Source organism: Pseudoruegeria sp. SHC-113, from assembly GCF_025376885.1.
GTDB lineage: Bacteria > Pseudomonadota > Alphaproteobacteria > Rhodobacterales > Rhodobacteraceae > Pseudoruegeria.
In genome coordinates, this window is the sequence record NZ_JAHUBR010000002.1 from 171,810 (window position 1) to 190,423 (window position 18,614).

General features: G+C 64.8%; 15 protein-coding genes. 4 read left to right on the plus strand and 11 right to left on the minus strand.

The features are described from left to right. Positions 1–138: 138 nt before the first annotated feature. Genes upp through KVX96_RS15745 form a run of 5 tightly spaced genes read right to left on the minus strand, consistent with a single transcriptional unit; the run spans position 139 to position 4,665 of the window. Positions 139–771, minus strand: a complete 633-nt coding sequence (gene upp / locus KVX96_RS15725) for a uracil phosphoribosyltransferase (protein ID WP_261195663.1) — start codon at positions 769–771, stop codon at positions 139–141. Then, positions 764–1,756, minus strand: a complete 993-nt coding sequence (locus KVX96_RS15730) for an adenosine deaminase (RefSeq protein WP_261195665.1) — start codon at positions 1,754–1,756, stop codon at positions 764–766. Before KVX96_RS15730 ends, upp begins: the two co-directional genes overlap by 8 nt. After that, the gene (locus KVX96_RS15735) at positions 1,753–2,964 is read right to left on the minus strand and encodes a phosphopentomutase (RefSeq protein WP_261195667.1); all 1,212 of its coding nucleotides are present in this window, start codon (positions 2,962–2,964) and stop codon (positions 1,753–1,755) included. The genes KVX96_RS15730 and KVX96_RS15735 overlap by 4 nt, the downstream gene beginning before the upstream one ends. Further along, positions 2,964–4,271: a thymidine phosphorylase gene (locus KVX96_RS15740; protein ID WP_261195669.1), complete on the minus strand. Its 1,308-nt coding sequence runs from the start codon at positions 4,269–4,271 to the stop codon at positions 2,964–2,966. Before KVX96_RS15740 ends, KVX96_RS15735 begins: the two co-directional genes overlap by 1 nt. 1 nt (position 4,272) lies before the next feature. Then, a complete protein-coding gene (locus KVX96_RS15745) occupies positions 4,273–4,665 on the minus strand; it encodes a cytidine deaminase (RefSeq protein ID WP_261195671.1) in 393 nt (130 codons plus the stop codon). A gap of 263 nt (positions 4,666–4,928) precedes the next feature. On the opposite strand from KVX96_RS15745, the gene KVX96_RS15750 reads away from it, so the two are divergent. Together KVX96_RS15750 and KVX96_RS15755 are read left to right on the plus strand one after the other, a co-directional pair. Then, positions 4,929–7,208, plus strand: coding sequence for an NADP-dependent malic enzyme (locus KVX96_RS15750; protein ID WP_261195672.1), 2,280 nt, complete (start codon positions 4,929–4,931; stop codon positions 7,206–7,208). A 203-nt stretch (positions 7,209–7,411) separates the two neighbouring features. Continuing rightward, a complete protein-coding gene (locus KVX96_RS15755) occupies positions 7,412–9,304 on the plus strand; it encodes a propionyl-CoA synthetase (protein ID WP_261195673.1) in 1,893 nt (630 codons plus the stop codon). 211 nt (positions 9,305–9,515) lie between these two features. Here KVX96_RS15755 and KVX96_RS15760 read toward each other — a convergent pair whose 3' ends face one another. Then, positions 9,516–10,034: a hypothetical protein gene (locus KVX96_RS15760; RefSeq protein ID WP_261195674.1), complete on the minus strand. Its 519-nt coding sequence runs from the start codon at positions 10,032–10,034 to the stop codon at positions 9,516–9,518. A gap of 323 nt (positions 10,035–10,357) precedes the next feature. Next, positions 10,358–11,125, minus strand: a complete 768-nt coding sequence (locus tag KVX96_RS15765) for an NAD kinase (RefSeq protein ID WP_261195675.1) — start codon at positions 11,123–11,125, stop codon at positions 10,358–10,360. Positions 11,126–11,326: 201 nt separating this feature from the next. Here KVX96_RS15765 and glyA point away from each other — a divergent pair, with 201 nt between their 5' ends. Further along, positions 11,327–12,622 (plus strand): serine hydroxymethyltransferase, encoded by a 1,296-nt coding sequence (gene glyA / locus KVX96_RS15770; protein WP_261195676.1) that lies wholly within the window; start codon positions 11,327–11,329, stop codon positions 12,620–12,622. Between the two features lie 17 nt (positions 12,623–12,639). Continuing rightward, entirely contained in the window at positions 12,640–13,077 is a 438-nt protein-coding gene (locus KVX96_RS15775) for a GNAT family N-acetyltransferase (RefSeq protein WP_261195677.1), read from the plus strand. A 121-nt stretch (positions 13,078–13,198) separates the two neighbouring features. Here the strand turns inward: KVX96_RS15775 and KVX96_RS15780 are convergent, their stop codons facing one another. From KVX96_RS15780 to KVX96_RS15795, 4 genes are read right to left on the minus strand one after another with little or no spacing between them, the layout of a single operon-like run. Continuing rightward, a complete protein-coding gene (locus tag KVX96_RS15780; protein WP_261195678.1) occupies positions 13,199–13,984 on the minus strand; it encodes a carnitinyl-CoA dehydratase in 786 nt (261 codons plus the stop codon). Next, positions 13,984–16,038, minus strand: coding sequence for an acetate--CoA ligase family protein (locus KVX96_RS15785; protein ID WP_261195679.1), 2,055 nt, complete (start codon positions 16,036–16,038; stop codon positions 13,984–13,986). The genes KVX96_RS15780 and KVX96_RS15785 overlap by 1 nt, the downstream gene beginning before the upstream one ends. A 4-nt stretch (positions 16,039–16,042) precedes the next feature. After that, positions 16,043–17,203 carry an acyl-CoA dehydrogenase family protein gene (locus KVX96_RS15790; protein WP_261195680.1) on the minus strand — a complete coding sequence of 387 codons (1,161 nt, stop codon included), beginning with the start codon at positions 17,201–17,203 and terminating at the stop codon, positions 16,043–16,045. Between the two features lies 1 nt (position 17,204). Continuing rightward, positions 17,205–18,614 carry a carnitine 3-dehydrogenase gene (locus KVX96_RS15795; RefSeq protein WP_261195681.1) on the minus strand — a complete coding sequence of 470 codons (1,410 nt, stop codon included), beginning with the start codon at positions 18,612–18,614 and terminating at the stop codon, positions 17,205–17,207.

The following is an 18,614-nucleotide window of genomic DNA, read 5'->3' on the forward strand; positions in this document are numbered from 1 at the left end:
GAGAGTGGCGCTCGCCAAAACCACTGCCAGTCCGAGGGCGGCGGTTCTTACTGCTCGCATCGCTGCCCCCCACAAAATATAGTGGGAGGATGCAGGATATTGCCGAATCTGTAAACCCACTGTCTCCGAATCAGGGGTTTATTTTGTGCCGAACATCCGGTCGCCCGCATCCCCTAGGCCGGGAACGATGTAACCATGTTCGTTCAGACGCTCATCCAGCGCGGCCGTGACAATCGGCACATCCGGGTGCGCCTCTTTCATCCGGGCAACGCCTTCGGGCGCGGCGAGCAGGCAAAGGAAGCGGATGTTGTTGGCCCCGGCCTTCTTCAGCAGATCAATCGCCGCCACCGAGGAATTGCCCGTGGCCAGCATCGGATCGACCGCGATCACGAGCCGATCCTCAAGGCTATCGGGCACCTTGAAATAGTATTGCACCGGCTGCAGCGTTTCCTCGTCGCGGTAGAGCCCCACGAAGCCCACGCGGGCGGAGGGGATCAACTCCAGGATGCCATCCATCAGACCGTTGCCCGCCCGCAGGATCGAGATCAGCGCAAGCTTCTTACCGGCGATCACAGGGGCGTCCATCTCCTGCAGGGGCGTGTCGATGCGCTTCGTTGTCATCTCCATCTCGCGGGTGATCTCATAGGCCAGGAGCTGGCTGATCTCGCGCAGCAGGCGGCGGAACTTGCTCGACGAGGCGCTCACCTCGCGCATGTGGCTCAGTTTGTGCTGCACCAGCGGGTGGTCGACAACGGTGAGATGGTCAGTCATGTGCGGCCTCCAGGCGTTTGATCAGGGCGGCGCGGGTCTCTTCATCACAGAAGGCCGCGCGGGCGGCGGTCAGGTTGATCTCGGCGAAACTGCCGTCATCCCAGCCGAAGGTATCGGCCAGGCGATCATATTCATGTTTCATCGTGGTGTGGAAGAAGGGCGGATCATCGGTGGAGACGGTGACCTTCACCCCGGCTGCCCGCAGCCGCTCTATGGGGTGATCCTGCCACTTTTTGTAAAGCCCCAGCGCCACGTTTGAGCCGGGGCACACCTCCAGCACGATGCCATCCTCGGCGAGCCGTTCCACGAGAGCCGGATCCTCGATAGCGCGCACGCCGTGACCGATGCGTTCGACCTTCAGATCATCCAGCGCCTGCCGGACGCTCTCCGGCCCGCCCCACTCGCCCGCATGGCAGGTGAGCCGCAAGCCAGCCTCGCGCGCCATGTCGAACGCATAGGCGAAATCGCCCGGTTTCCCCGCCTTCTCATCGCCGCCCATGCCAAGGCCAGTGATGAAGCTGCCCACGGTCTCCGCCGCGCAGCGCGCGCTTTTCTTCGCCTTTTCGGGGCCGAAATGGCGCACCGGGGTGACGATGCCTTTCAGGATAATGCCATCCGCCGCCTCGGCCGCCTTTGCGGCCTCCTCGATGGCGTGGACATATTCGCGCCACGCGCCCAGATCGCCGCCACCGCAGAAATCGGGCGAGATGAAAGCCTCGGTGTAAATCACCCCGTTGGCGGCACTTTCCTCCAGCACGGCGCGGGTGAGGCGGCCGAAATCTTCGGGCGTTTTCAGCACCTCGGTGGCGGCCTCGTAGACTTTGAGGAAATGCCAGAAATCGGAAAACGCATAATGGCCGCGCTCATCAAAGACGCCCGTCAGGTTCACGCCCTTCTCCTGCGCCAGCCCCTTGATGAAGGCTGGCGGTGCCGCGCCCTCGATATGCAGGTGAAGCTCGACCTTCGGCAGATCCGAAACGCTCATAGAAAACTCCTTCCCGGCCCCTGCGCCGGTATGTCCTGTGCCGGTATGCCCAGATGATCGGCGATGGAGGCCGCCACATCGGCAAAGCCCACCTGCCCGATCGCTTTTTCGCCCACGCCCGCGCCCAGCACCGGCACGCGTTCGCGCGTGTGATCGGTGCCGCGCCATGTGGGATCGTTGCCGTGATCGGCGGTGAAAATCATCAGATCGCTTTCGCGCAGGCGGGCCAGCAGACCCGGCACCTGAGCGTCGAACCACTCCAGCGCGCGGGCATAGCCCGCCACATCGCGGCGGTGGCCATAGAGGCTGTCGAACTCAACGAAATTGGCGAAGGTGAAGCTGCCCTCTTCGGCCAGATCCATCACTTCGAGCAGGTGCTCCATCAGCTCCGCATCGCTGCCCTTGCGCACATCATCGATGCCGCGCATCGAGAAGATGTCGCCGATCTTGCCCACCGCATGGACCTTCCGCCCCGCCTTCTGCGCGCGATCACAAAGCGTGTCGGCGGGCGGCAGGATGGCGAAATCCTTGCGGTTGGTGGTGCGGGTAAAGCCGTTTTGCGCATCGCCCACGAAGGGGCGCGCGATGACGCGGCCCACTTTCATCTCGTGCAGCATCGGGGCGAGATCCTTGCAAAGCTGCAGCAGGCGCGCGAGCCCGAAATGCTCCTCATGGGCCGCGATCTGGAAGACGCTATCCGCCGAGGTGTAGCAGATGGGCCAGCCCGTCTCGACATGGCGCGCGCCCTCCTCCGCGATCACCACGGTGCCCGAGGCATGGCGATTTCCGAGGATGCCGTCTGTTCCGGCCGCCTTGCAAACGGCCTTCACCAGATCCGGCGGGAAGCTTGGCGCGGTGTCGGGGAAGTAGTGCCAGTCCCACGGCACCGGCAGGCCGGCGAGCTCCCAATGGCCCGAAGGCGTGTCCTTGCCCGGCGAGATTTCGGTGCCCGCGCCCCAGAGCCCGCGCGGTGTGGCGGTGAGGCCAGGTGTTTCTGCACCCGAGGCCAGCCGGATCGCAGCGCCGAGGCCCAAATTATCAAGATTTGGCAAGTGCAGCGGGCCAGAACGGCCTTCTTCCGCTGCGCCGCGTGCGCAGGATTGTGCGATATGTGCAAGCGTGTTGCTGCCCGCATCGCCGAAATCCGCGGCATCCGGCGCGCCGCCGCAGCCAACGGAATCGAGCACAACAAGGAACGCGCGCGCCATCAGCCAAGCCTCCTGAGAACAAGCGGAGCCGGCGCGGGCGCGGCCTCCGCGATGGTGCAGGCCGCCCGCACGGCGAGCGCGGCCTGCTCGGCATCGCTCATCGATTTGGCGTGGATCCGGCAGAGCGGCACATGAGCGTCCACCGCCTCGCCCAGCCGCAGCATATGGCTCAAACCGACAGCGGGATCGATGCGATCCTCCTGCCGCAACCGCCCGCCGCCGAGATGGACAACCACCTGCCCCAGCGCTTCGCCGTCGATGGCCGCCAGCCGCCCGGCCTCCTGCGCCATCACGTCTACCACTACAGGTGCAGCCGGAAGGCGGTCGCGCCAATGCTCCACGAAATCGCCCGGCCCGCCCAAATCGGAAATCATCCGCCCGAAGCGCTCCGCCGCCGCGCCGCTTTCCAGTGCGTCCGTTATGGCGGCCTGCCCCGTCGTGGTGTCCGCCGCGACACCGCCGAGCGCCAGCAGTTCGCCGCCAAGGGCGATGGTGAGATCGGTCAGGAGCGGGTTCACGGCATCGCCCGTCAGCAGCGCCATGACCTCCATCACCTCAAGCGCATTGCCCAGCGTCTGGGCGCAGGGCTGGTTCATATCGGTCACCAGCGCGCGCGTCGGGCAGCCCGCACCATTGGCGGTGCGCACCAGCACATCGGCCAGCGCGATGGCCTCCTCAGGCGTCTTCATGAACGCGCCGGAGCCGCATTTCACGTCCAGCACCAGCGCATCGAGCCCGGCGGCCAGCTTCTTGGAGAGGATCGAGGCGGTGATCAGATCGACGCTTTCCACCGTCGCCGTCACATCGCGGATCGCGTAGAGCCGCTTGTCGGCGGGGGCAATGCGGGCCGAAGCGCTGACGATGGCGCAGCCGGTGCTTTCCACGATCCGCCGCAGACGGGCCGTATCCACCTGCGTGTTCAGGCCCGGGATGGCTTCGAGTTTGTCGAGCGTGCCGCCCGTGTGCCCAAGCCCCCGGCCCGAGATCATCGGCACATAGGCCCCCGCCGCCGCCAGCGCGGGCGCGAGCAGAAGCGAAACGCAATCGCCCACACCACCGGTGGAATGTTTGTCCAGCACCGGACCGGGCAGATCCCAGCCCAGCACATCGCCGCTGTCGCGCATGGATTTGGTGAGGGCCACGCGGCCTGGCTCGCTCAGCCCGTTCAGCAGCACCGCCATGGCGAAGGCCCCGGCCTGCGCATCCGACACGCCGCCGTCCGAGAGCCCTTCCGCGAACCACTGCAGTTCGGCCTCGCCCGGCGTTTCGCCGGTGCGCACTTTGGCGATGATCGCCCGCGCGTCCATTTCAGCCCTTGTCCATATGGCCCTGCCCGAAGGCTCCGGGCAGAAGCTCGGCCAGAGTCATCGTGCGGGCGTTGCCGTCGAGCGTTGTCATGGTGATCTTCACATCCGCCGTGCCGAACTCTGCGAGCTTCTGGCGGCACCCACCGCAGGGGCTCACCGGGAGCGGGCTGTCGGCAATGACCAGCGCCTCGGTGAGCCGGGTCTCGCCGCTCGCGACCATCAGCGCGATCGCCCCAGCCTCGGCGCAGGTGCCTTCCGGATAGGCCACGTTTTCCACGTTGCACCCGGTATAGATCTTGCCATCCGCCCCGCGGATCGCCGCGCCTACCTTGAAGTTGGAATAGGGCGCATAGGCTTTTTCACGCACCGCGATCGCGGCTTCCAGCAAAGGCATCAGGCCCTCCCCCCGGCTTGGGTTTTATTTGACTTGTTGGTCAGTTTTCTTGCCCCTCAACGGGCGCGGATGCAAGCAGTCTATTGGAGTTGCCTCGCAAATCCACTCCCTTCCACAGACCTTTCGGGCGGAAGCCTGCCCGCCGCAAACAGCGCGCTTGCCTGCGGGCGGATGTCGTGTTGACGTAGTGGCAACGACCGGCTATCGCCGGACAGAAGTTAGTTTAAAGCTAAACTACCCTTTCCTTGGCCCGGGAGACCCACGTGAGCGACGCACCGACAGACAAACCCCAAAGCCCTTCCCTGTTTTATCACGAGTTCCCGAAACCGGGGAAACTCGAGATCCGGGCCACCAAGCCGCTCGCCAACGGGCGCGACCTCTCCCGCGCCTATTCGCCCGGTGTGGCCGAGGCCTGCGTCGAAATCAGCCAGAACCCAGCGGACGCCTCCCGCTACACCGCGCGCGGCAATCTCGTGGCAGTCGTCTCAAACGGCACGGCCGTTCTGGGGCTGGGCAACATCGGCGCGCTGGCCTCCAAGCCGGTGATGGAGGGCAAGGCCGTCCTGTTCAAGAAATTCGCCAACATCGACTGTTTCGACATCGAGCTGGACGAGAAAGATCCGGAGAAACTGGCCGACATCGTCTGCGCGCTGGAGCCGACCTTCGGCGCGATCAACCTTGAAGACATCAAGGCGCCGGATTGCTTCATCGTGGAAAAGATCTGCCGCGAGCGGATGAACATCCCGGTGTTCCACGACGATCAGCACGGCACCGCCATTGTCGTTGGCGCGGCGGCGCTGAACGCGCTGCGCGTGGCGGGCAAGAAATTCGAAGACATCAAGGTTGTCTCCACCGGTGGCGGCGCGGCGGGCATCGCCTGCCTGAACATGCTGCTCAAGCTCGGCGTGAAGCGCGAGAACGTCTGGCTGGTGGACATCGCGGGCGTTGTGCATGAGGGCCGCGCGGAAGAGATGACACCGCAGAAGGCGGAATACGCCCAAGCCACCGATCTGCGCACGCTCGATCAGGTGATCGAGGGCGCGGATCTGTTCCTCGGCCTCTCCGGCCCCGGCGTGCTGAAGCCCGAGATGGCGGCGAAGATGGCCGAAAAGCCGATCATCTTCGCGCTGGCCAACCCGACGCCGGAAATCTCTCCGGAAGCCGCGCGCGAGGCCAAGCCCGACGCGATCATCGCCACGGGGCGTTCGGACTATCCGAACCAAGTCAACAACGTGCTCTGCTTCCCGTTCATCTTCCGGGGCGCGCTCGATGTGGGCGCGACGGAGATCAACGACGACATGAAGATCGCCTGCGTGGAGGGCATCGCCGAACTGGCCCGCGCCACCACCTCGGCCGAGGCCGCCGCCGCCTATCAGGGCGAGCAGCTCACCTTCGGCGAGGATTACCTGATCCCCAAACCGTTTGACCCGCGCCTGATGGGCGTTGTCGCCACCGCCGTCGCCACGGCGGCGATGGAAAGCGGCGTCGCCACGCGCCCGCTTGCGGATGTGAAGGCCTACAAGCGCAAACTCGATGCCTCGGTGTTCAAATCCGCGCTCATCATGCGCCCGGTTTTCGAGGCCGCCAGCCAGGCCGAGCGCAAGATCATCTTCGCGGAAGGCGAGGACGAGCGCGTGCTGCGCGCAGCCTCCGCCATGCTGGAAGAAACCACCGACAAGCCAATCCTCATCGGCCGCCCGGAAGTGGTGGAAACCCGGCTGGAGCGCGCGGGGCTTTCGATCCGCCCGGGCCGGGATTTCGATCTGGTGAACCCGGAGCAGGATCACCGCTACCGCGAATACTGGGAGACCTACCATTCCATCATGGCGCGGCGCGGCGTGACGCCCGATCTCGCCAAGGCGATCATGCGCACCAACACCACCGCCATCGGCGCGGTGGCCGTGCAGCGTGGCGAGGCCGACAGCCTGATCTGCGGCACTTTCGGCCAGTATCAATGGCACCTGAACTACATCACGCAGGTGCTGGGCACCGAGAGCCTGCATCCCGTCGGGGCGCTTTCCTTGATGATCCTAGAAGACGGCCCGCTCTTCATTGCCGACACCCATGTCCACACCGAGCCGACGCCCGCCCAGATCGCCGAAAACGTGATCGGCGCGGCCCGCCATGTGCGCCGCTTCGGGGTGGAGCCGAAAATCGCGCTCTGCTCCTACTCGCAATTCGGCAATCACGCCTGCACCTCCGGCACGCTCGCCCGCGCCGCGTTGGAGATCCTCGACAGTGAACCGCGCGATTTCCTCTACGAGGGCGAAATGCATGTGGACAACGCGCTGGATCAGGGTCTGCGGGATCGCGTTCTGCCGGGCAGCCGTTTTGAAGGCGCAGCCAACGTGCTGGTGTTCACCTCCACCGATGCGGCCTCTGCCGTGCGCAACATCCTGAAGATGAAGGGCAACGGGCTCGAGGTGGGGCCGATCCTGATGGGCATGGGCAACAAGGCCCATATCGTGACCTCCTCGATCACCGCCCGTGGCCTCCTGAACATGTCCGCCGTGGCCGGCACCCCGGTGACGCATTACAGCTGATTTACACCTGAACGTTTCCGCAGCGCGGCGCATTTTCCCTGACTTTACAGGAATTTGACGCCGCGCTGCGGAAGACTGTAAACGGATTTACCACCGGTTAGCGCTAGCAGTGTCAAACCGGCGCAGGGTGCAGGCTTGCCCTTACGAAAGCCCGCAGGCTACACAGATTGCGAGAGCTTTAGCGGAAGGAAGAGGAGCCTGCCGTGAGTTACCAGAGCACCTATGACCAATGGAAATCCGATCCCGAAGCCTTCTGGATGAAGGCCGCGGAGGAGATTTCGTGGTTCAAGAAACCCAGCAAGGCCCTGTTCAGCGCGAACGCCCCCCTCTACGAATGGTTCTCCGACGCCGAGGTGAACACCTGCTATAACGCAGTGGATCGCCACGTGGAGGCCGGTCGCGGCGATCAGACGGCCATCATCTACGACAGCCCCGTCACCCACACCAAACACACGATCAGCTTTGCCGAGCTGAAAGAGCGTGTGGCGAGCCTCGCCGGTGCCCTGCGCGCCAAGGGCGTGGAAAAGGGCGATCGCGTGGTGATCTACATGCCCATGGTCCCCGAAGCGCTGGAGGCGATGCTCGCCTGTGGCCGCATCGGGGCCGTGCATTCGGTCGTCTTCGGCGGTTTTGCGGCCAACGAGCTGGCCGTGCGCATCGACGACGCCCAACCCAAATGCATCATCGCGGCCTCCTGCGGCATCGAGCCGGGCCGCGTGGTGCATTACAAACCCCTTCTGGATGGCGCCATCGACGCAGCCACGCATAAACCCGACTTCTGCGTGATCCTGCAACGAGAGCAAGAGGTGGCCCATCTGGAAGCGGGCCGGGATGTGGATTGGCACGCCTTCCAATACGGCGTTGAGCCGGCGGAATGCGTGCCCGTGGCGGGCAACCACCCGAGCTACATCCTCTACACCTCCGGCACCACCGGCCAGCCCAAGGGCGTGATCCGCCAGACGGCGGGCCAGCTCGTGGCGCTGAACTGGTCGATGAGCAACCTCTACAACGTGGAGCCGGGCGAGGTCTTCTGGGCGGCGTCCGATGTGGGCTGGGTCGTGGGCCACAGCTACATCTGCTACGCGCCGCTGGTGCATGGCAACAGCACCATCGTCTTTGAGGGCAAACCCATCGGCACCCCCGATGCGGGCACGTTCTGGCGCATCATCGAGGAATACAACGTCCGCACCTTCTTCACCGCCCCCACCGCCTTCCGCGCGATCAAGCGGGAGGATCCCGCAGGGGACTTCGTGAAGAAATACGATCTCTCGGGCCTGAAAGCGCTCTTCCTCGCGGGCGAGCGCGCCGACCCGGACACCATCGTCTGGGCGCAGAACCAGCTTGGCGTGCCGGTGATCGACCACTGGTGGCAAACCGAGCTCGGCTGGCCCGCGCTCTGCAACCCGCTGGGGATCGAGGAACTGCCCGTCAAACTCGGCTCGCCTTCCGTGCCGGTGCCGGGCTATGAATTCGCCATTCTGGACGAGGCCGGAAAGCCTTTGCCTGCAGGCGAATTGGGCGCGATCACGATCAAGCTGCCGCTACCACCGGGCACGCTCCCCAACCTCTGGAACGCCGAAGAGCGCTACCGCAAGAGCTACCTCAACAACTTCCCCGGCTACTACGAGACCGGCGATGCCGGCTACATCGATGAGGACGGCTACCTCTACATCATGGCCCGCACCGATGACGTGATCAACGTCGCCGGGCACCGGCTCTCCACCGGCGCGATGGAAGAGGTTCTGGCCAGCCACCCTGACGTGGCCGAATGCGCCGTGATCGGCGTGACGGACCAGCTCAAGGGCCAGCTACCGCTGGGCTTCCTCTGCTTGAATGCAGGCACCACCAAAGCCCCGGCCGAGGTGGAGGCCGAAGTGGTGAAGCTCGTGCGCGAGAAGATCGGCCCCGTGGCCGCCTTCAAACTCGCCACTGTGGTGGACCGTCTGCCCAAGACGCGCTCGGGCAAGATCCTGCGCGGCACCATGGTCTCGATCGCCGACGGCAAAGAGTTCAAGATGCCCGCCACGATCGACGATCCGGCCATTCTGGACGAAATCAAGGGCGCGCTGGCCGCGATTGGGTTTCCGTCGAAATAGGTGATGCGCAAGTAAGTGTCTGGCCCCTCCGGCTTTTGGCGGGGCCAAACATTGCGGACAAGCGTTGAGTGCGGGAGGCATCGCCGCGTATGTGGCGAAGCCGCTTCACTGAACCGAATGCTGCAGTTCGTTTCGCGTGCGGCGAAGGTCCGGTTCGAGCCCATCTTACGGTAAGCGCCGTTGTTACATTCAGCCCGCTCAGAAACCAGAACTACTCCTCTTGAACTCTCGCTATGATCTCATCAATCGTCGCATACCCTGCCCGTGAGAAGTGAGGACACACTATCAACTCTCCACCGAACCAGCCTGCGAGATGGTTTGCTGCAGGCACGCCGTGTGCGATTATTGTCTTCGGTTTAAAGGTTGCCAACAACAGATCGAATGCTTCTGTTTTGCTCGATGGCATATTCTCCATTCTGGTTGATGGAGTAGCGAAAATATTGGTTTCCAGTATGTCTGGTATCGCGACTTTAACACGATCGATGCGAAGGCGAGTAGCCGAAGGGCCCTTGCCGCGCCCCTTTCGCTCAGCGTCGTATTCACTGCGCCAAGAAGCAAGGTCAAAACCATTCTCCGAAGACCAAAACCGCCACCAGTCACCACCGGAAGTAGCGGCATTATATCCTACGATCCACACCGGGCAACTCGACGGAAATCCATCGCAGACAAACGGTCTTTGTGTTGATGGCTTACCAATAATTGCAGCAAGTTGCTCTACGAAATCATTCATTGGATGGTGGTCGCAGGTTCTTGAGATCGGCGCAAGAAGTGCGCCTCTGTTCAACGTCAACTTTATCCTGCTTCTGATGAGTTCGCACCCCACGCATCGAAAGCAGTTGTTTCCGGTAGCTGGCCTTTGCGGATCGCTAAATGAAGATCTCGGGAGAGCCCGTTCTGACCGATGCACGCAACAGAAACTAAATTGCTATCTATCATCTTAATAATCGGCAGTCCTATGGAACCGCCAAGTAGCGTCGATTTTGGTGTTCAAGCTTAAAGCGGTCATCGACTTAACCGGATGCAAGGTCGGCTGCGTCCGCATTGCGGGCCTTCTTAAACGAACTGCTCGCTCAGCAGCCGCTCCTCCAGCCCGTGACCGGGATCAAACAATATGCGGTGGCGGATCTCCGGTTCCGAGCGGATTTCCACCGCCAGCACGTTTTCCACCCAGCGGCTGTCGGCATCGGCCATCACCGGACGCTTGTCCGGCTCCAGCACCTCGAAGCGCACGGTAGCGGTGTTGCGCAGCAGCGCGCCGCGCCAACGGCGGGGGCGGAAGGCGGCCACGGCGGTGAGCGCCAGCACATCGGAGCCGATGGGCAAGATCGGGCCGTGGGCGGAGTAGTTGTAGGCGGTGGAGCCCGCAGGCGTGCTCAGCATCGCCCCATCGCAAACGAGCTCCTCCAGCCGCACGCGGCCATCCACAGTCAGCCGCAGCTTCGCGGCCTGCGGGCCCGCGCGCAGCAGCGAGACCTCGTTGATCGCCAGCGCCCGGTGCACGCTGCCATCGCGGGTTTCGGCGCGCATGGAGAGCGGGTTGATCACCTCTTCTGCGGCTTCCGAAAGCCGCGCGGGCAGATCGTCCTCACGGTATTCATTCATCAGGAAGCCCACGGTGCCGCAGTTCATCCCGTAGACCGGCACATCGAGCGCCTGCGTGGCGTGCAGCGTCTGCAGCATGAACCCATCTCCGCCCAGCGCCACAATCACATCGGCCTCCGACGCCGAAACCGAGCCGAATCGCTCCGTGAAGGTCTGAAGCGCCGCCTGCGCCATGTCGCCCTGGCTGGCGGTGAAGCAGATCTTCGGCGTCTTTATCATGGCTGTCCCCGTGGTTGCGCGCCCAAGTTTGCGGTCTCCGAAAGGAAACACAAGGCCCCGATGCGCTGCGCCGGGGGCCGATCCCGCGCTTTTGGGCGCGGCCATGCCGCCCGGCCCGGCGCGTGCGTCGTTTTCCGGGCTTTTGCGGCTGGCGAAGTTTCGTTACATAGCGCCAAACTCTTTGCCCCCTGGGAGATCTCCATGACCGACGCACTGCGCGACAGCGGCTTTTTCACCGAATCCCTCGCAACCCGCGATCCCGAGCTTTTCGGCTCGATTAAGAACGAGCTTGGCCGCCAGCGCGACGAGATCGAGCTGATCGCCTCGGAAAACATCGTCTCCGCCGCCGTCATGGAAGCCCAAGGCTCGGTGATGACGAACAAATACGCCGAAGGCTACCCGGGGCGTCGCTACTACGGCGGCTGCCAATATGTGGACGTGGCCGAGGATCTGGCCATCGACCGCGCCAAGCAGCTCTTTGGTTGCGACTTCGCCAACGTGCAGCCGAACTCCGGCTCTCAGGCCAACCAGGGCGTCTTCACCGCGCTGCTGCAGCCGGGCGACACCATCCTCGGCATGTCGCTGGACGCCGGCGGCCACCTGACCCATGGCGCCAAGCCCAACCAGTCCGGCAAGTGGTTCAACGCCGTGCAATACGGCGTGCGCCAGCAGGACAGCCTGCTGGATTATTTTCAGGTGCAGGAGCTGGCCACCAAGCATCAGCCCAAGCTGATCATCGCCGGTGGCTCCGCCATCCCGCGCCAGATCGATTTCGCGAAATTTCGCGAGATCGCCGACAGCGTGGGCGCCTTCCTGATGGTGGACATGGCCCATTTCGCCGGCCTCGTGGCCGCGGGCGAGCACCCCTCGCCCTTCCCCTACGCCGATGTGGCCACCACCACGACGCATAAAACGCTCCGTGGCCCGCGCGGCGGCATGATCCTGACCAACGACGAGACGATTGCGAAGAAGGTCAACTCCGCGATCTTCCCCGGCATCCAGGGCGGCCCGCTGATGCATGTGATCGCCGCGAAGGCCGTGGCCTTCGGCGAGGCCCTGCGGCCCGAGTTCAAGACCTACCAGCAGCAGGTGCGCAAGAACGCCGTGGCGCTGGCCGACCAGCTCATGAAAGGCGGGCTCGACATGGTCACCGGTGGCACCGACACCCATGTGATGCTCGTGGACTTGCGCCCCAAAGGCGTGAGGGGCAACGCCACCGAGAAGGCCCTTGGCCGTGCCCATATCACCTGCAACAAGAACGGCATCCCCTTTGATCCGGAAAAGCCGATGGTCACCTCGGGCATCCGCCTTGGCACGCCTGCGGGCACCACGCGCGGCTTCACCGAGGTCGAATTCCGACAGATCGCGGATTGGATCGTGGAAGTCGTGGACGGGCTCGCCGCCAATGGCGAAGACGGCAACGCCGAGGTGGAAGCCGCCGTGCGCGCCAAGGTGGCCGAGCTCTGCAAGGCCTTCCCACTCTACCCGAACCTGTGAGCCAAGGCGGCGGGCGGATGCCCCCATCGGCCCGCCCGCCCCGCGCCTGGCTGCCACAGGATGTGGCCGCCCTTCAGGCGCTCTACGCGGCGGCGCTACGCAACGCGTCGCCGGCCCTGCCCGAAAGCTTCATCGAAGCCGAGGTGGGCAACCTTGCCCAAACCTACCTGCCCCAAACCGACACCCGCGTGATCGGCCACCTCGGTGCGCCTGTAGGGTTTCTGAGCCTGAACGGAAATGAGATCGCCGGGCTCTTCATTCACCCGGACAGCCAGCGCAACGGCATCGGCACCGCGCTCCTGGCCTGGGCTGCAGATCAAACGGCCAACCTCGAAGCCGAGGTCTTTGCCGAAAACACCCCAGCGCGCCGCTTCTACGAAGCCAATGGCTTCACAGAAATCGCAAAGGCCGCGCATCCGGAAACCGGGCTCCCCCTTCTGCGTCTGCGCCGCTAAGCCTTTCATCTTGGCAAAAATATCCCCGCCGGAGGCATGACGTCTCTGGCGCTGCGCGCCAGACCGGAGCGGGGGCTCTGCCCCCGCACCCCCGAGGTATTTAAGGCGAGAGGAAGGAGAATCAGCGCCCTTTCCAAACGGGCGCGCGTTTCTCGGCGAAGGCGCGGGCGCCCTCGCGTTGATCTTCGGAGGTGTAGAGCCGTTCGACAGTTGAAAACTGGCTCTTGGTGATCCGGTTCATCGCGTCTTGGAACTTCATGTCCTCCGCCTCGCGTACGATTTCCTTGATGGCGGCCATCACCAGCGGGGGGCCGCTTTCAAGAAGGCGCGCGAGCTCCCATGTTGTTTCGAGCAGGGCGTCCGGCGCGCAGACCTCGCGCAGCAGGCCCCAGCGCAGGGCTTCTTCGGCGTCGAACCAGCGGCCCGTGAGGAGCAGGTCCATCGCCACGTGGTAGGGAATGCGTCTGGGCAGTTTCACGGAGGCCGCATCCGCCACGGTGCCGGAGCGGATTTCCGGCAGGGCGAAGGTGGCGGTGGTGCTCGCGAGGATCAGATCGCAGGAGAGCGCAAGTTCCAGCCCGCCGCCGCAGCAGATGCCATTTACGGCGCAGATCACCGGCTTGTTGAGCCCCGGCAGTTCCTGCAATCCGCCAAAGCCGCCGACGCCGTAATCGCCATCCACGGCATCGCCATCGGCGGCCGCTTTCAAATCCCAGCCAGGGCAGAAGAACTTCTCCCCTTCAGCCCGCAGGATTGCCACGCGCAGGCTGTCGTCATCGCGGAAGGCGCGGAAGGCTTCGCCCATCAGGCGGCTGGTGGCGAGGTCGATCGCGTTGGCCTTGGGCCGGTCCAGCGTCACCTCGAGGATGCCGCCCTCGCGGCGGGTGCGGATAGGCGTGTCGGACATCAGGGCGCCTCCTTCATGCGGATTAGGGCGTCGGCGGCATAGGCGGCCCAGGGGGTGCACATCAGCGGGTTGATCTCAACTTCCTCCACCGCCCCGTTCATGCCGCGCACGAAATCCTGCACCGAAAGCACCGCATGCACGATGGTATCGAGGTTTGCTGCGGGCATCCCGCGGTAGCCAGCGAGCAGTTTGGCCACCCGCAGCTGGGCCAGTGCTTCGCGGATTTCCACCTCGTAGACGGGCAGAAGCATCGAAACGCTGTCGGACAGCAGTTCCGTCAGCACCCCGCCCGTGGCAAGCGTCAAAACATAGCCATGCGCCGGGTCGGCGACGACACCGATCAGCAGTTCGGCCACGGTATCGGTGACCATCTCCTCCACGAGGAAGCTTTTGGCGTCGATGGCCTGCGCAGCGGTCAGCACCTCGCCGGCACCGGAAAGGTTCAGCTTCACGGCACCGGCTTCCGTCTTGTGGGCGATGCCTTCCCCTTTGAGTGCAACAGGCACCCCAAGTGAGCCCGCGAGCACCGCGGCGGCTTCCGGCGTTTCGGCGCGGCCCGAGGCGGGCACGCGCACCCCGTGGCGCGCCAGCAGGATCTTGGCCTCCGCCTCGCTGAGCACCGTGCTCTTGCCACCGCTCGCCTTGGAGGGCGACCAGACCGCCGGCGCGGGCGGGCGGGAGAGGGTTTTTCCGAGGAAGGCGGCGGCTTCCACGGCCGTGATCGCCTCGACAAGCCCATTTAGGGGCGCGATGCCTTCGGCCAGCAGCGTCTGGGCGGTTTGTTCGGGCAGCGTATCCTGCAGCGTGGTGACCAGCGCCATGGGCGTGCCGCGTTGGGACCGCGCGATGCGCATGCCATCGATCACGCGATCCCAATCCGAGCCGTCGCAACGGTCCTCGCGCGGGTAGTCGAGGATCACGCAGGCCAAGCTGAGGCCGGGGTCCAGCATCGCGGTGAAGGCTTTGCCCAGCGCTTCTGCGTCCCGCCAGATGTAGGTGTGGTAGTCGAGCGGGTTGTTCAGCGCGACCATGGGGCCGAGGGCGTCGCGCAGGTCGGTCCGCTGCTGGTCGGTGAGGGGCGCAAAGCGCACGCCGCGCCCTTCGGCGACATCGGCGATCAGGCCTGCCTCCCCGCCGGAACAGGAGAGCGAGGCGATGTTGTTGGAGGGCAGCGGCCCAACCGCGTGCAGAAGCTTCAGCGTTTCGAGCATCTGGGGCAGGCTTTCGACCTTGGCAATGCCAAGCCGGTTCAGAAAGGCGCGCGCCCCGGCATCGCTGCCCGCGAGCGAGGCTGTGTGGCTGATCGTGGCCTGCCGGGCCAGCTCGCTGCGCCCCGCTTTAAGGGCCACGATGGGTTTGCGCAGGCGGCGGGCCGTATCGGTCAGCGCTTCGAAGGCGGCGGGATCGTTCACCCCTTCGATGTGCAGCCCCAAGGCGGTGACGCGCGGGTCCGACAGCATCGCCTCGCCGATGGCCGCAAGGCTCAGCTGCGCCTGATTGCCCGCCGTGGCCACATAGGCCAAGGGCAGGCCGCCCCGCGTCATCGAGATGTTCATCGAGATGTTGGAGGACTGGCTGATCACCGCCACCCCGCGATCTGCACGCTGCCCGCCCTGCTGGTCGGGCCAGAGCGCCACACCGTCCAGATAGCTGACGAAGCCGTAGCAGTTGGGGCCGATCAACGGCATCTCCCCGGCCGCTTTCAGAAGGGCCGCCTGAAGATCCGAGGCGCCCTGATCCTCGGCGCTGGCTTCCGCAAACCCGCTCGCAAGGCAGACCACCCCGCCGCAGCCCCGCTTGGAGAGCGCCGCCACCGCATCCACCGTCGCATGGCGATTGACGCAGAGCAGCGCTGCATCCGGGGTTTCCGGCAGATCGTCCACCGTCGGGTAGGCCTGCGCGCCGGCGAGGCTTTCGCGCGTCGGGTGCACGACCCAGATCGGCCCCACATAGCCGAGCGCCCGGCAGTTCTGGATGGCGTTTTCGGCCCAGACACCGCCACCGACGATGGCAATGCTGGCAGGGTTCAAAAGGCGGCGCAGGTTTTTCGTCATGGGCTCAGGCTCCCAGGGGCCGCAGAAGATCGCGGCTGATGATGTGGCGTTGGATTTCGCTTGTTCCGTCCCAGATGCGCTCCACCCTTGCATCGCGCCAGAAGCGCTCGATGGGGAAATCGTCCATCAGCCCCATGCCGCCGAAGATCTGCAGGGTGGCATCGGTGACGCGGGCGAGCATCTCGGAGGCGTAGAGTTTGGCCGAGGCGATCTCGCGGTTGGCGGGCAGACCCTGATCGAGCCGCCAGGCGGCGGAGAGCGTCAGCCAGTCCGCCGCGTCGATCTCCGTGATCATGTCGGCGATCTGAAAGCCAACGCCCTGAAACTTGCCGATCGGCTGGCCGAATTGTTTGCGCTCCGCGGCGTAAGCAAGCGCGTAGTCAAAGCACCGCCGCGCGCGGCCCACGCAGAAGGCCGCCACGGTGAGGCGCGTCGCGTAAAGCCATTCGTTCATCACCGCGTAGCCGCCGTCGACCTCGCCCAGCACCTGCGCGTCCGGCAGGCGGCAGTCGTCGAAGGAGAGCACGTAATTCTTGTAGCCCTTGTGGCTGACCGAGGCGTAGCCCTCGCGCACCGCAAACCCCGGCGTACCGCGATCCACGAGGAAGGTGGTGATGCGCTTTTTCGGCCCCTTGGGGGTGTCGTCTTCCCCCGTAGCGATGAAGACGATGAAGAAATCCGCGTGTTCCGCGCCGGAGATGAAGTGTTTGGAGCCGTTCACCACCCAATCGCCGCCCTCCCGGCGCGCCGCACATTTCATTCCACGCACATCGGAGCCCGCATCAGGCTCCGTCATGGCGAGCGCGTCCATCCGTTCGCCGCGCACGGCGGGCAGAAGGTAACGTTCGCGCTGCTCCGCGTTGCAGGCCATCAGGATGTTCTGCGGGCGGCCGAAGAAATGGGTGAGCGCCATGGAGCCCCGGCCCAGCTCGCGCTCCACCAGTGTGAAATCGAGGTGCGAGAGCCCGGCCCCGCCCACGCTTTCGGGGAAGTTGCAGGCGTAAAATCCCAGATCGAGGCATTTCTGTTTGATCGCCGCGCCCACCTCCTGGCGCACATGGCCACTGCGTTCCACCTCAGCCTCATGGGGGTAGATTTCCTGCTCCACGAAGCTGCGGACCGTGGAGACGATCATGTTCTGCTCTTCGCTCAGGCCGAAATTCATCTCATGCCTCCTGATGCCTGGCCGCCAACGCCTCAACCCGCGCCTGAACCTCGGGCAGCGGCGGGCAGGATTTGCGGGTCTCAAGGCTGACGTGCAGCATGAACTGGGTGCAGGTGGCCAAGAGCGTGCCATCGGCGACGCGGCGCATCTCATGGGCCATGCCGAGCTTCTTGCCCGCGCCCGTCGTGATCCGTGTGGCCACTTCGATGGCCTCGCCCGCATGGGTTTCGAGCAGGTATTTGACCGAGGTTTCCACGGTGAAATAGCTGTTGCCCTCTGCGATATAAGCGGCATCGGCCCCCACATGAGCCATCACCGCATCGGCGGCATCGGAAAACACCTGCCCGTAGCGGCCTTCGTTCATGTGCCCGTTGTAGTCCGTCCAGTCCACCGGCACCGTCCGGCGCACGGTGATCAGCGGCACGGTCTCCGGCAGGGGCTGCGCCATGGCGGCCTCATGGGCGTTCAGAAGCGCCCCGGCGGCGGCGTTGCGCTGGCGCAGGGCGCGCAGCATGGCGACGAGATTGTCATCGCGCAGCCGCTCCAACTCGCGAATGCCAAGGTGGCCCGATTGCGCATCGGATTGCCCGGCGATCAGGTCCACCAGTTCCTCGGTGAACTCTGGCACGTCCATCAGCTTCGTCCAGGGCCATGCCAGCGCCGGGCCGAACTGGGCCATGAAGTGCTTCATCCCCGCTTCGCCCCCGGCGATGCGGTAGGTTTCAAACAGCCCCATCTGCGCCCAGCGCAGGCCGAAGCCCATGCGGATCGCCTCGTCGATCTCGCTCGTGGTGGCGACGCCGTCCTTCACCAGCCAGAGCGCCTCGCGCCAGACGGCTTCGAGCAGGCGGTCGGCGATATGGGCGTCGATCTCGGCGCGCACATGGAGCGGGAACATGCCAAGGCCGGTGAGTGTGGATTGGGCGGTTTCAAGCACCTCAGGCCGCGTGGCGGCAGAGGGCACAAGCTCTACCAGCGGCAGCAGGTAGACCGGGTTGAAGGGATGCGCCACGAGTACGGCACTAGGGCGAGGCAGCCCCTCTTGCAACTGGCTCGGCGTGAAGCCAGAGGTGGAGGAGCCGATCACCGCGCTTTCTGCGGCGTGTTCCGTGATCTCCGCCAGCACCCGGTGCTTGAGGTCGAGCCGCTCCGGCACGCTTTCCTGCACCCACTCCGCCCCCGCCACGGCTTGTGCAATAGAGTTACAGACCGTGAGCCTACCCTCCGGCGGCAAGGCACGATCATAGAGCATCGGCAAGGCGCGCCGCGCACCGGCCAGCACCGCGCCGATCTTGCGCTCGGACTCCGGGTCCGGATCGTAGAGCCGCACGTCCCAGCCGTTGAGCAGGAAACGTGCGAGCCAGCCGCCGCCGATGACGCCGCCTCCGACGATTGCTGCTGTCTGGCTCAT

Coding starts and splice junctions, on each gene's coding strand:
- upp (WP_261195663.1), bottom strand. CDS start 771: ATGACTGACCATCTCACCGTTGTCGACCACCCGCTGGTGCAGCACAAA.
- KVX96_RS15730 (WP_261195665.1), bottom strand. CDS start 1,756: ATGAGCGTTTCGGATCTGCCGAAGGTCGAGCTTCACCTGCATATCGAG.
- KVX96_RS15735 (WP_261195667.1), bottom strand. CDS start 2,964: ATGGCGCGCGCGTTCCTTGTTGTGCTCGATTCCGTTGGCTGCGGCGGC.
- KVX96_RS15740 (WP_261195669.1), bottom strand. CDS start 4,271: ATGGACGCGCGGGCGATCATCGCCAAAGTGCGCACCGGCGAAACGCCG.
- KVX96_RS15745 (WP_261195671.1), bottom strand. CDS start 4,665: ATGCCTTTGCTGGAAGCCGCGATCGCGGTGCGTGAAAAAGCCTATGCG.
- KVX96_RS15760 (WP_261195674.1), bottom strand. CDS start 10,034: ATGAATGATTTCGTAGAGCAACTTGCTGCAATTATTGGTAAGCCATCA.
- KVX96_RS15765 (WP_261195675.1), bottom strand. CDS start 11,125: ATGATAAAGACGCCGAAGATCTGCTTCACCGCCAGCCAGGGCGACATG.
- glyA (WP_261195676.1), top strand. CDS start 11,327: ATGACCGACGCACTGCGCGACAGCGGCTTTTTCACCGAATCCCTCGCA.
- KVX96_RS15775 (WP_261195677.1), top strand. CDS start 12,640: ATGCCCCCATCGGCCCGCCCGCCCCGCGCCTGGCTGCCACAGGATGTG.
- KVX96_RS15780 (WP_261195678.1), bottom strand. CDS start 13,984: ATGTCCGACACGCCTATCCGCACCCGCCGCGAGGGCGGCATCCTCGAG.
- KVX96_RS15785 (WP_261195679.1), bottom strand. CDS start 16,038: ATGACGAAAAACCTGCGCCGCCTTTTGAACCCTGCCAGCATTGCCATC.
- KVX96_RS15790 (WP_261195680.1), bottom strand. CDS start 17,203: ATGAATTTCGGCCTGAGCGAAGAGCAGAACATGATCGTCTCCACGGTC.
- KVX96_RS15795 (WP_261195681.1), bottom strand. CDS start 18,614: ATGAGCCAGACAGCAGCAATCGTCGGAGGCGGCGTCATCGGCGGCGGC.